Annotated in this window: 11 protein-coding genes; 6 read left to right on the plus strand and 5 right to left on the minus strand. The window is 70.8% G+C overall.

Features of this window, described 5'->3' with window-relative positions; all coding sequences use genetic code 11:
- The first annotated feature begins 303 nt into the window (after window positions 1-303).
- Together EIZ45_RS36565 and EIZ45_RS36570 are read left to right on the plus strand one after the other, a co-directional pair.
- Window positions 304-639, plus strand: a complete 336-nt coding sequence (locus EIZ45_RS36565; protein WP_205670246.1) for a hypothetical protein — start codon at window positions 304-306, stop codon at window positions 637-639.
- Between the two features lie 26 nt (window positions 640-665).
- The gene (locus tag EIZ45_RS36570; protein ID WP_037809898.1) at window positions 666-1,016 is read left to right on the plus strand and encodes a DUF3817 domain-containing protein; all 351 of its coding nucleotides are present in this window, start codon (window positions 666-668) and stop codon (window positions 1,014-1,016) included.
- Window positions 1,017-1,076: 60 nt separating this feature from the next.
- On the opposite strand, the gene EIZ45_RS36575 is transcribed toward EIZ45_RS36570, so the two are convergent.
- Complete coding sequence (locus EIZ45_RS36575) at window positions 1,077-2,678, minus strand: cation acetate symporter (protein WP_134668226.1); 1,602 nt, start codon at window positions 2,676-2,678, stop codon at window positions 1,077-1,079.
- Complete coding sequence (locus EIZ45_RS36580) at window positions 2,675-3,115, minus strand: DUF485 domain-containing protein (RefSeq protein WP_037809904.1); 441 nt, start codon at window positions 3,113-3,115, stop codon at window positions 2,675-2,677. Before EIZ45_RS36580 ends, EIZ45_RS36575 begins: the two co-directional genes overlap by 4 nt.
- A 968-nt stretch (window positions 3,116-4,083) precedes the next feature.
- Here EIZ45_RS36580 and EIZ45_RS36585 point away from each other — a divergent pair.
- The 4 genes from EIZ45_RS36585 to EIZ45_RS36600 are packed head-to-tail and all read left to right on the plus strand — an operon-like array spanning window position 4,084 to window position 10,165.
- Complete coding sequence (locus EIZ45_RS36585) at window positions 4,084-8,343, plus strand: nitrate- and nitrite sensing domain-containing protein (RefSeq protein WP_240690888.1); 4,260 nt, start codon at window positions 4,084-4,086, stop codon at window positions 8,341-8,343.
- Entirely contained in the window at window positions 8,340-8,792 is a 453-nt protein-coding gene (locus EIZ45_RS36590; RefSeq protein WP_037809909.1) for a roadblock/LC7 domain-containing protein, read from the plus strand. The genes EIZ45_RS36585 and EIZ45_RS36590 overlap by 4 nt, the downstream gene beginning before the upstream one ends.
- Window positions 8,793-8,799: 7 nt before the next feature.
- Window positions 8,800-9,570, plus strand: a complete 771-nt coding sequence (locus EIZ45_RS46585) for a DUF742 domain-containing protein (protein WP_199817431.1) — start codon at window positions 8,800-8,802, stop codon at window positions 9,568-9,570.
- Complete coding sequence (locus EIZ45_RS36600; RefSeq protein ID WP_081654960.1) at window positions 9,551-10,165, plus strand: ATP/GTP-binding protein; 615 nt, start codon at window positions 9,551-9,553, stop codon at window positions 10,163-10,165. The genes EIZ45_RS46585 and EIZ45_RS36600 overlap by 20 nt, the downstream gene beginning before the upstream one ends.
- Before the next feature lie 99 nt (window positions 10,166-10,264).
- Here EIZ45_RS36600 and EIZ45_RS36605 read toward each other — a convergent pair whose 3' ends face one another.
- From EIZ45_RS36605 to EIZ45_RS36615, 3 genes are read right to left on the minus strand one after another with little or no spacing between them, the layout of a single operon-like run.
- A complete protein-coding gene (locus EIZ45_RS36605; protein WP_043829161.1) occupies window positions 10,265-10,915 on the minus strand; it encodes a DUF899 domain-containing protein in 651 nt (216 codons plus the stop codon).
- Window positions 10,912-11,349: an SRPBCC domain-containing protein gene (locus EIZ45_RS36610; RefSeq protein ID WP_134668224.1), complete on the minus strand. Its 438-nt coding sequence runs from the start codon at window positions 11,347-11,349 to the stop codon at window positions 10,912-10,914. The genes EIZ45_RS36605 and EIZ45_RS36610 overlap by 4 nt, the downstream gene beginning before the upstream one ends.
- A complete protein-coding gene (locus EIZ45_RS36615; protein ID WP_043829165.1) occupies window positions 11,346-11,678 on the minus strand; it encodes a helix-turn-helix transcriptional regulator in 333 nt (110 codons plus the stop codon). Before EIZ45_RS36615 ends, EIZ45_RS36610 begins: the two co-directional genes overlap by 4 nt.
- Between the last annotated feature and the right edge of the window lie 65 nt (window positions 11,679-11,743).

Genomic DNA, 11,743 nt, shown 5'->3' on the forward strand with positions numbered 1-11,743 from the left:
CCGAGACAACCCTGCGACAGATCAACCGAGACAAAACAGTGCGTGACATGCACCCAATGTGGCATTGGGGCGTTTGGCCGAGCCGGGTCGCGGTGCGGAGGCGTTCCGGCGCGCGACTAGGGTCGGCGGGCCGCTCGACGCCGGTGCCGGTGTCGGCCACCCGGCGAATCCGGCCGCGAACGCCGGATGGGGCCCCGGTCACGACCTCGCCGCCTCTCAGCAACGTCGTCCCCGGCCAGTGCTAGCGTCGATACCGTGCCCGCAGATCCCGGCCCGGCCGCGTCCCCGCTCGGGCGCCGGCTCATGATCGTCGCCACGAGCGTCGTGAGCCTGGCGTTGTGCTGCGGGCTGGCCTGGTGGCAGTGGGACCGGTTCACGTCCGCCACCGGCACCTTCCAGAACCTCGGCTACGTGCTGCAATGGCCGCTTTTCGGGCTCTTCCCCGCGTTCATGTTCTGGCGCATCAAGAAGCTGCGCGAACGCGAAGAGCAAGCCGCCGGCCAGCCCGAACCGCCTGCTCCGGCCCCGGTCCGCGTGCCCGCGCCGCGACCGGCCGCGGCTCCCGTCGAAGAAGACGACGAACTCGCCGCCTACAACCGCTACCTGCGCGAGCTCAACGCCCGCGACCAGCAGTCCTGAACGCCCGCGGAAATGAGGACGCTCCCATGACGACCAGCACCGACGGTGCCGCCCCCGCTCGCCAGTCGAAGGTGTCCGGCTCGCTGACCCGGTTCCGGGCCAGCGCGTACGTGACCGGTGTCGGCCTGCTCGCGCTCTGCGCCACCATGATCATCGAGTACGGCTTCGGCAACGCCACGCCCGCGCAGGTGTACTCGCCGATCCACGGCGTGCTCTACATGATCTACCTGGTGCTCACCATCGACCTCGCGATCAAGGCCCGCTGGTCGATCAAGAGCACCGTCCTGGTGCTGCTGGCCGGGTGCGTCCCGTTCGTGTCGTTCGTCGTCGAGCGCCGGGTGACGCACCGGGTGCAGGCCGGGCGCGACGTCTTCTGAGCACCGAAAAAACCGCGGCGCCCGGAAATCCGGACGCCGCGGTTTTTTCGTGCCAGGGGATCAGGAGCCGAAGCCGACGCCGGTCAGGGACCGGACCTCCATCTCCGCGTGCTTGGCCGGATCGCTCTTCGAGCGGCCGACGAACGTGCCGATCGCGCCGCACAGGAACGACACCGGGATCGACACCAGGCCCGGGTTCTTCAGCGGGAACCAGTGGAAGTCGACGCTCGGGAAGATCGAGTCCGAGGCTCCCGACACCACCGGCGAGAACAGCACCAGCACGACGCAGGCGATGAGCCCGCCGTAGATGCTCCACAGCGTCCCGGTGGTGTTGAACCGTTTCCAGAACAGCGAGTACAGCAGGGTCGACAGGTTGGCCGACGCCGCCACCGCGAGCGCGAGCGCCACGAGGAACGCGATGTTCTGGCCGTTGGCGAGGATGCCGCCGAGGATGGCGAGCACGCCGATCACGACCGCGGTCAGCCGGGCGACCCGGACCTCGTCCTCCGGCTCCGCCTTGCCGCGCTTCATGACGTTCGCGTAGACGTCGTGCGCGAAGGAGGCGGACGCGGTCAGCGTCAGCCCGGCCACCACGGCGAGGATCGTCGCGAACGCGACCGCCGAGATGACGCCGAGCAGCACCGTCCCGCCCACGTGCAGGGCCAGCAGCGGCGCGGCCGAGTTCTCGCCGCCGGGCGCGGCCTTGATCTCGTCCGGGCCGACGATCGCCGCCGCGCCGAAGCCGATCACCAGCGTGCACAGGTAGAACACGAACATGCACGCGGTCGCCCACACCACCGAGCGGCGCGCCTCGCGGGCGTTCGGCACGGTGTAGAAGCGCATCAGCACGTGCGGCAGCGAGGCGACGCCGAGCACCAGCGCCAGCGACAGCGACACGAAGTCGAGCTTCGTGGTGCCGTCCTTGCCGTAGGAGCCGCCGGGGGAGAGCAGGTCCTTGCCCATCGGGCTGCGGTCGGCGGCCGCGCGCAGCAGGCTCGAGAAGTTGAAGCCGTACTTGCCCATCAGGAACACCGTGATCAGCGAGGCCGCGGTGAGCAGGATGGTGGCCTTGATGATCTGCACCCAGGTGGTGCCCTTCATGCCGCCGAGCAGCACGTAGGAGATCATCACCAGCCCGACCACGGTGATCACCACCGCCTGGCCCCACTTGGAGTGGACGTCCAGCAGCAGCGCGACCAGGCCGCCCGCGCCCGCCATCTGCGCGAGCATGTAGAAGAAGGAGATCACCAGCGTCGACGTGGCCGACGCGGCGCGCACCGGGCGCTGCTTCATCCGGAAGCTGAGCACGTCGCCCATGGTGAAGCGGCCGGTGTTGCGCAGCAGTTCCGCGAGCAGCAGCAGGTCGACGAGCCACGCGACGAGGAAGCCGATGGAGTAGAGGAAACCGTCGTAGCCGTTCATCGCGATCGCGCCCGCGATGCCGAGGAACGACGCCGCGGACAGGAAGTCGCCGGACAGCGCGACGCCGTTCTGCCTCCCGGTGAAAGCGCTGTCGGCGGTGTAGTAGCCCGACGTCGACGAGCGGCGGTTCCCCGCGCGGTACACCACGTAGAGGGTGATCGCGACGAACAGCGCGAACACCCCGGTGTTGATCAGCGGGTTGCTCTCCGAAGCTCCTTCGGCGAGCGAAACGGTGGTCACTGAGGCGTTCCTTCCGTGACAGGGGCGGCCTGCGCTCGGATCTCGGCGGCACGCGGGTCCATCTCGCGGTCGGCGAAGCGGACGTACAGCGCGGTGATGACCGCGGTGGTGAGGAACTGGCCGAGGCCGAGCAGCATGCCGACGTTGACCAGGCCGAAGACCGGCGTGCTCATGAACTCGCCCGCGTAGGCGGCGAGCACGACGTAGACCAGGTACCAGACGAAGAACCCGATGCTCATCGGGAACACGAACCGGCGGAAGCGGCTGCGCAGCGCGCGGAACTGGGGGCTGCGCTGGATCTGCTCGTAGTCCGGGCCGCGCTTGCGGCGCCTGCCGCGCGGTGCGGCGTCGCCTCCTTCGCGGTCGAACAGCGCGGGCATCTGACCGGTGTCCTCGGCCGCGGAGGCCGGTCCGGTGGTGCGCGCGACGTTGTGCATGGCTGCCTCCGGCAACTTGCGCGGTGGAAGGCGGCGGGCATCGTTCGAGAAAGCGCCCGGATCGCCCTTGCGGACTGGGAGGCGGCCATAGTAACGACGGCGCCGGAACGCGGAAAAAGCCGGTTCGCGAGGGCACCGGAAATTCCTTTTCGCCCGGGAAATAGCGCGGAACGGCGCGTCCGGGCAGATCACAGGCTGATCACTCGGAATAGTGAGCACCGATGTCACGGGGAGTCGCCGGTGCCGGTCCGGGTTGCGGCAGACGGCGGAGTGACGGGCCGGTCAAGATCCATTACGGTGACCGGTCGTAGCCGCCGGGCGGGGCGGCCGCTCCGTTTCGGCGGGCAGGTCGCCGGCCGGGCGGGGATTCCCAGGCAGGGAAGGGAGGCTGGCAAAAATCACCGGGTCGGGCGGCGCGTCGCTGCATCTCCACAACATCGGGTTCAACTTCCGGGTGCACCCACCCGATGGGGGCACGGAGCGTAGTCCCATCGAGGGTGTCGCTTACCCTGTGTGGGCTAATCGGGTGACGGCCGGACGCCGAGGCCGAGAGCGCCGGGTAACCGGAATTCCCGCGCCGGGCGGCCGGGTGCGAATCCGTGGCTCCGAGTTTCCGAGTTTTGACTATTTTCCCAGGTCAGCCCCCCGATGCGGAACGCAATAACGCAGGCGGCGATTGGTGTACGATTCTTTGGCCCCAGCCGCCCGCAGCGATCGATAGGCGCAGACAAGTTGATCTCGACCACCGCCGTGCAGTCCGCAAGTTGCGTCGTGCACGTGCATAGTCCCGGGAAGCCGATCGTCTCCCGGACCGGTGAAGGATCGACCCGGTCGTGCCCGCCCCCGGTCGGACGCGCGGGCAGGCGGACCGCGGGACTCCGCGCCGGGAGCGCGCTGCGCACCGGGAGCACGGAGGACCGAGGGGACCGCCGACGGGCCGCCACGACGCCGGACAGGGAGTCACTTTCGTGACCGTTGCAGGAGAAGGCCAAGTGCCTGTGGAAAAGCTGCTCGGCCGCCCGCCCAAGCGGCCGCGCTGGTCGTCGGGCTGGCGGGCGGCGTTGCGCTGGCGGGACTGGAGCCTGCCGGTCAAGCTGTCGGCGGTCACGATCGTCCCCATCGTGCTCGCGCTCGTCCTCGGCATCACCGCCATCGCGGGCCAGGTCTCGCGCTCGAGCGACTACCAGCGGATCGACCGGCTCGTCGCGCTGAGCACCCAGCTGCGCGCGCTCACCGACGGGCTGCAGCGCGAACGCACCCAGACCGCCGCCCAGCTGATCGCGGGCACCTCGGGCGTCACCCCGGAACTGAAGGCCGCCCGCGCGGCCACCGACGCCGCGGTCGCGCCGTTCACCGAGGCGGCCGCCCGGGTCGGGGCCGACGGTTCGAGCGTGTCCGGCGCGGTGAACTCGGCGAACGCGCAGGTCAACGAGATCGCGGTGATCCGCCAGCAGGTCGGGGCCGGCCTGCTGAACGCGGCCGAGGCGGTCGGCGACTACAACGCCGTCACCAGCGCGCTGATCGGAGCCGACACCGCGGTGTCGGCGGGCGCGAGCGCCGACGCGCTCGGCAGCACCCCGAGCGCGCTGCACGACCTCGAAGCGGCCAAGGAACAGGTGTCGGTCACCCAGTCCCTGGTGGGCTACGGCATCTCCGCGGGCACGCTGACCCCGCAGCAGCTGAGCGACGTGCGCGACGCGGAACTCCGGTTCGACGACCGCGTCGCCGACTTCAACGCCGCCGCCACCGCGCCGCAGCGTCTCGACTTCGAGAGCACGATCAAGCCGGACACCTCTTACGACCGCAAGCGGATGCTCGGCACCGTGCTCGGCGGGCAGGGCGTCTCGTCCGACGACGCGCTCAAGCGGATTTCGGCGCAGGAGTGGAACACCGCCTCGAACGCGGTGACCTCGCAGCTGTCCGAGGTCTCCGGCCGGATGAGCACCGACCTGACCGCCGCGTCGTCCCAGCTGGTCGAGGACGCGGGCAGCAGCGCCGGTCTGCTCGCCGTGCTGCTGTTCGCGGCGCTCGCCGCGGCCGCCGCGGTCGTGTTCGTCATCGCCCGCCAGCTGCTGCGCTCGCTGAAGGTTCTGCGACGGTCCGCATTGGACGTCGCGGAGAAGGACCTGCCGGAGGCGGTCCGCAACATCCAGGAGGGCCGCGCGCAGAGCGTCGAGGTCGAACCGGTGCCGGTCCAGGTGCAGGACGAGGTCGGCGAGGTCGCGCGGGCGTTCGAGAAGGTGCACAGCCAGGCGCTGAAGCTGGCGACCGAACAGGCCGCCATGCGCGCCGGCTACTCCAGCGTGTTCGTCAACCTCTCGCGGCGCAGCCAGAGCCTCGTGCAGCGGCAGCTGCAGCTGATCGAGCGGCTGGAGCGCGACGAGGAGGACGCCGACCAGCTCGCCACGCTGTTCCAGCTCGACCACCTCGCCACCCGGATGCGGCGCAACAACGAGAACCTGATGGTCCTCTCCGGCGCCGAGCCGGGCCGCCGTTCCGGCCAGCCGGTCGCCACGCACGACGTGCTGCGCGCCGCGGTGTCGGAAATCGAGCAGTACCAACGGGTTTCGGTGCAGCACCCGCCCGCGGTGAAGATCGTCGGGTTCGCCGCGAGCGACGTCCAGCGGCTCATCGCGGAGCTGCTGGACAACGCGACCGCGTTCTCCGCGCCGGAAACGCAGGTGACTGTCGCGACGCGGCTCGCCGAGGACGGTTCGCTCAACGTCGACATCCTCGACAAGGGCATCGGCATGAACGAGTACGAGGTGGTGGAGGCCAACGGCCGGCTCACCGACTCGGGCTCGGTCGACCTCGCGACCTCGCGCCGGATGGGCCTGTTCGTGGTCGGCCGCCTCGCCGGCCGCCACCGCATCGGCGTTTCGCTGCACGGCGGCAAGGACATCGTCGGCGTGCGGGCCACCGTGGTGGTGCCGCCGGAGCTGGTGATGACCGGACTGGCCACGGTGCCCGGCGACCGGGGCGAACCCGGCCAGCTGCCCGGTCCCAAGGCGAGCCTCGCCGCCCCGCCCGCCGCTCCCGGCGGACTGCCCCGGCGCCAGCGTCCGGCTTCCAACGGTTCGGCCGTGCCGGGTCTCGTTCCGCAGCAGGGCAGCAACTCCGAGGAAACGCAGCGCTGGCCCTCGGCGGGCGACCTCGCCGGGTTCTCCGGGGACAAGGTCGCGCGTCCGCCGTCCGACCTCGAGGTGTCCGGGACCGCGCTGTTCAGCCCGATCCCGCGCGACGACGACACGCCCGCCCCGCCGCCGCCCGCGCCGAAGCTGCCGCAGACCGTGGACGTCCCGCCGCCGCGTCCGGAGCCCGAACCGGAACCGGCCGCGGAAACCCGCGACGAGCGCGACGGCGAACTGCCCTCGGGCAAGGACCTGTTCTCCGCGGCCAACGCGACGACGCTGAGCGACTGGTGGAATCAGGCCGCGCAGCAGGTGCCGGAGGTCCCGCCGCCGTCCGCGGCGGAGACGACGATCGAGAACACGCCGATCTTCGACGAGATGCTGTCGGCCTGGTTCCGTTCGCCCGCGCAGCCGCCGCCCGCGGCCGCCTCCCCGGCGGCTTCGCCCGCGTCCGGCACAGCCGCCGAGGAGCCGGAGGCGGATTCCGACCAGCAGCAGCGCAATTGGGATTTCGCGAGCGACGAAAACTGGCGGACGGTGCAGGCACTGTCCCAAGTGGAGCCGACCGCGTTCACCAAGTCGGGCCTGCCCCGGCGCCGTCGCGGCGAACAGCTCATGCCGGGCAGCGCCACGCCGGAACCGGCGGCTCCCGCGGCCGAAACGCAGGGCAGCGACCTCCCGGTCCGCGACCCCGCGGACGTGCGGGGACGGCTGAACAGCTTCCAGCGCGGCGTCACGCGCGGCCGTCAGGAAGTCCGCGGGACCGCGCCGGAAACCACTGGCGCCACAGCGGATTCCCCGGCCGCGGACGCTTCGAGCGCCACGACGGCGCCCTCGCCCGAGCGGGCTCGTGCCCACGACGCGGCGGTCCGGCGGCGGCAGACGGTCGCGGGTGCGTTCGGCGTTCCCGCCGAGCAGAACCGGCCCGGCGGGATGCCGCAGCGCACCCCGGGTTCGACCGCCCCGTTCGGCGCGACGGACGCGCCCGCCGGCTTCGGCGCCCGGCCCGCGGACGCGGACTCGCCGGACGAGACGGCTCCCGTCCCGGCCGTGCCCCCGGCGTTCGACCCGGACGGCGGCTGGCCGCGCCAGGAGCCCGCCGCGCGCACGGAACTGCCCGCGCCGCAACCGGATCGGACCGTCCGGCCGGACAAGCCGGACAGCCTGCCGACCCGCCGCAAGGGCGCGAGCAGCCTCCCGCCCCCTCCGCCGACCGCCGACCCGAACCAGGTCCCGGCCGCCGTGGCCGGGCTCGAGGCCGCGGTCTCCGGCACCGGGCAGACTCCTGCTTCGCAGGCGGCGCAGGCTTCGGCCAACGGCCAGACCGCGGCGCCGGAGAAGACGGACAGCCCGGCTTCGGCGAACGGACAGGCTTCCGCGCCTGCCGAGTCCCCGAGCACGGAGCAGACCTCCTTGTGGGGCAAGCCCGCCGAGAACCCGGGCCAGGCTTCGCCGCTGACGACGTGGCGCGCCGCGCAGCCTCCGGCCGCCGCGCCGGGGCAGCAGGCGGAGAAGGCGGAACAGTCCGGCACGACGGCGGACCCGGCTCCGGCGGCTTCGGCTTCGGCGCAGGGACTGGCCGGGGGACTGGGCCAGACCCGGGTGCCCGGGCAGAACGTGCCGGGCCAGTCCTCGGCACCGGGCGAGTCCGCGACGCCGGGGCAGCAGACCGGGTTGTGGGGTCAGCCGCTGGTGCCGGGACAGGCTCCGTCGCGGCAGTCCTCCGCCGGGCAGGACGCCCCGCCGACCCCCGCCGAGCCCGCCGGTTCGGACGGTTCGGCCAGCCCCTCCACGACTCCTGCCGAAGGCGCCGCTGAGTGGAACTTCGGTTCCGACGAAGGGTGGCGGACGGTCCAGTCGGTGTCCCAGTCGACACCCGCTTCCTTCACTTCGGCAGGATTGCCTCGGCGCCGCCGAGGAGAACAGCTTCTTCCCGGCAGCGCACCGCCGCCCGCCGGGTCGGCGAGCCCCCGTCCGTCCCGCGATGCGCACGACGTGCGCGGTCGCCTGAGCAGTTTCCAGCAGGGGATCCAGCGCGGCAGGCACCGCACCGCGCAGGCCGCTGAGAAGAACCACGAAACATTGGAGGGTGAATGACCTCGCCGAATGCGGCCCAGCCGCAGCAGAACCAGTTCGGCTGGCTGGTGAACGACTTCGCCGACCGCGTCCCGGGCGTCGCGCACGCGGTCGTCGTGTCGGCCGACGGTCTCCTGCTGACGGCCTCCAACCGGCTGCCGCTCGACCGCGCCGACCAGCTCGCCGCCGTGGCGTCCGGGCTCGTCAGCCTCACCCAGGGGGCCGCCCGCTGTTTCGAGGCGGGCTCGGTGCGCGAGACCGTGGTCGAGATGGAGCTCGGCATCATGGTGCTGATGTCCATCAGCGACGGCTCCTGCCTGGCGATCCTCGCCGCGCCCAACTGCGACATCGGGCAGGTCGCCTACGAGATGACGATGCTCGTCGACCGCGTCGGCCAGATCCTGACCCCGGAGCTGCGCGCGCAGCTGCAGGGCGCCGGGGGCTCGCTGATCGGCGAACCGGTGGGATGATGGCGCGATGAGCCAGGGGTCCGGATTGTTCGGCGAAGAGCCCGGTACCGGCGGCGAGCCCCCGCGCGGGGACGAGCCCGCCGCCGGGGACGACGGCACGTTCGCCGACGTCCTCAACGGGTTCAGCCTTGATTCGGGCCGCTCGCGCAGAAAACGGAAGAAGAGCGGCAAAGAAAAGAAGGAATCCCAGTCCCCAGTGCCGCCCGCCGCGGGAGCGCACGCGGCAGCGGACCCGCCTGCGGCACCTGCGCCGCAGGCCGACCAAGGAGATGGTGTGACCTCTCTCGTCTCTCCACCGGGCAGTACGGACTCCGACGGCCCCAGACCAGGCGGGCTCTTCGACCCGGGACCGCCGAGCGGCGAGTTCTCGATGCCGTCGGCGATCGTCCGGCCCGAGCGCCACGATCGGGTGGACCCGGCCGAGGAGACGTCGATCGTGCGCCCGTACGCTCTCACCGGCGGGCGCACCCGGGCGAACTACGCGCTCGAACTGGAGACATTGATCTCCACCAAAGACCATGTCGCCGCGGGGGGCTTCCCCCAGGCGGCGGCGGAGCAGATCGAGAGCATCTCGATCATGGAAGCGTGCCGGACCCCGCGTTCGGTGGCGGAGATCGCCGCGGTGCTGTCGGTGCCGCTGGGGGTGGCGCGGGTGCTGATCAGCGACGCGGCCGACGCCGGTCTCGTCACCGTGCACCGGACGATCTCGGGCCAGGACGGCGCCGAAGCACACTTGATGTTGATGGAAAGGGTTTTGAGTGGACTCCGTCGGCTTTAAGGCACCGCGGGAAACCGCGCCCCCGACCATGACATCGGCGAAGATCGTGGTGGCGGGCGGCTTCGGAGCGGGCAAGACGACCTTCGTGGGCTCGGTGTCGGAAATCGTCCCGCTCACCACCGAGGCGATGATGACCGACGCCAGCCGCGGCATCGACAACCTCGACCAGACGCCGTACAAGACGACCACCACGGTCGCCATGGACTTCGGCCGCGTCTCGCTCGACGCGGACCTGATCCTCTACCTGTTCGGCACGCCCGGCCAGCAGCGGTTCTGGTTCATGTGGGACGACCTGGTGCGCGGCGCGATCGGTGCGGTCGTGCTCGCCGACACCCGCCGCCTCGCGGACTCGTTCGCGCCGATCGACTTCTTCGAGGACCGCGGCCTGCCGTACATCGTCGGCGTGAACACGTTCGACGGCGTGCTGGAACACGACATCAATGATGTGCGCGAGGCGCTGTCGATCGATGCGAGCATTCCGATCGTCCGGTGCGACGCCCGCGAGCGGGAATCGACCAAGCAGACGCTGATCACGCTGGTCGAGTACGCGATGCGGCAGTGGATCGCGTTGCGCGCGGCGAAAGCGCACCAGTAAGCGAAAACCGGGTCACGCTTGGGTGACCCGGTTTTTCTCTGCCTTGAGCGCTTGACGTCGAGCACCTGCAGTTCCGCGCGGCCGTCGCGCGGAAAGTTCTCAGTACTCGTCGTGGCGGCGCCACCAGCTGCTGGGGGCGTCGGTGCCGCGAGACTCTTCCTCCCACGCCTCCTGCCGTCCGAACGGGGTGACGTCGAGGTACCGCAGCGTGCTGATGAACTGGTCGCCGCCGCGGCCGTCGGTGAAGTAGGTGCGGTAGACGTCGTCGCCGTCGCGGAGGAACACGCTCACGCCGAAGCCGCCGTCGATGCCGCAGTCCGCCGGGAAATCCGTGCCCGCGGCGGAAACCCACGGGATCGTCCAGCCCATCCTGGCCCAGTACCGCTCGATCTCCGGCGGCGTCGCGGGCGCGGCGACCTTGAGCGTGACGTCGCGGGCGTGCAGATGCGCGAGGTTGCTCATGTTGTCCACGAGCAGGGAGCAGCCGGGGCAGCCCGCTTCGTCGCCGGGGTACAGCATGAAGTGGTAGACGATCAGCTGGCGGCGGCCGTCGAACAGGTCGAGCAGGCTTTGCGTGCCGTCCGGGCCGGTGAATTCGTACTGCTTCGCGAAGCGGACCATGGGCATCCGGCGGCGTTCGGCGGCCAGTCGGTCGCCTGCGCGGGTGTGTTCTTTTTCCTTGCGCAGCAAGGATTCACGGGCGCTGGCCCATTCCTCGGGCGAGACGACGCGGGGGAGTGCGGCGGTCATTTCAGGTCCTCCAGTATGCGGTCGAGATCTTCAAACCCGGACTGCCAGCCGTCGATATGACCGTCGCGCTCGGCAGTGTCCGGGAACGGAGCTTGGCGGAACGTCATCGAGGTTTTGCCTGCCAGCTCGGCGAAATCGATGGTCACGAGCGTTTCGCCGACTTCGTCCTCCGGGTGCTGCCAGCGGAACGTGAACACGAGCCGGGAGGGTGCCGAAACCTCGCGGTAGACGCCGGACACCCGGCGGTCGATGCCGTCATCAGTGCTGGTGATCCGGCTGTGCCAGGCGCCGCCGGGGCGCGGGTCCGTGCTGGTCTCGGACGCGACGAAGCCGTGCGGGCCGAACCAGCTCGCGAAGTGCGCCGGGTCGGTCCAGGTCTGGAACACCAGGTCCCTCGGTGCGTCGAAGACCCGCACGATGGTCAGCTCGTTCATTCCGCCCCCTCTTGCAGCTGCCGCAGGTGCTCGTCCAGGCGGTCGAATCCGGACTCCCAGAACCGCCGATACTCCGCGACCCAGCCGGCGACGTCGGCCAGCGGGCCCGCTTCCAGGCGGCACGGGCGCCACTGCTTGGTGCGGCCCCGGCTGATCAATCCGGCCTGCTCCAGCACTTTCAGGTGCTTCGAGACGGCCTGCAGGCTCACCTCGAACGGCTCGGCCAGCTCGTTGACGGTGGCCTCGCCACGGGTGAGCCGGGCGAGGATCGCGCGCCGGGTCGGGTCCGCCAGGGCGGCGAACGTGGTGCTCAGCTGATCTGTCGGCATCGGCGCTCAATCACTTGGTTAATTAACTACCTGGTTGAATATAGCCCGGATGTCAACCCTTGAGA

Origin of the sequence: Amycolatopsis sp. CFH S0740, from assembly GCF_004522315.1 — a bacterium.
Taxonomy (GTDB): Bacteria; Actinomycetota; Actinomycetes; order Mycobacteriales; family Pseudonocardiaceae; genus Amycolatopsis; species Amycolatopsis nivea.

Excerpts from the sequence above, each read along its gene's own strand:
- EIZ45_RS36570 (WP_037809898.1), top strand. The coding sequence starts at position 666 with ATGACGACCAGCACCGACGGTGCCGCCCCCGCTCGCCAGTCGAAGGTG.
- EIZ45_RS36605 (WP_043829161.1), bottom strand. The coding sequence starts at position 10,915 with ATGACCGCCGCACTCCCCCGCGTCGTCTCGCCCGAGGAATGGGCCAGC.
- EIZ45_RS36565 (WP_205670246.1), top strand. The coding sequence starts at position 304 with ATGATCGTCGCCACGAGCGTCGTGAGCCTGGCGTTGTGCTGCGGGCTG.
- EIZ45_RS46585 (WP_199817431.1), top strand. The coding sequence starts at position 8,800 with ATGAGCCAGGGGTCCGGATTGTTCGGCGAAGAGCCCGGTACCGGCGGC.
- EIZ45_RS36610 (WP_134668224.1), bottom strand. The coding sequence starts at position 11,349 with ATGAACGAGCTGACCATCGTGCGGGTCTTCGACGCACCGAGGGACCTG.
- EIZ45_RS36590 (WP_037809909.1), top strand. The coding sequence starts at position 8,340 with ATGACCTCGCCGAATGCGGCCCAGCCGCAGCAGAACCAGTTCGGCTGG.
- EIZ45_RS36580 (WP_037809904.1), bottom strand. The coding sequence starts at position 3,115 with ATGCACAACGTCGCGCGCACCACCGGACCGGCCTCCGCGGCCGAGGAC.
- EIZ45_RS36615 (WP_043829165.1), bottom strand. The coding sequence starts at position 11,678 with ATGCCGACAGATCAGCTGAGCACCACGTTCGCCGCCCTGGCGGACCCG.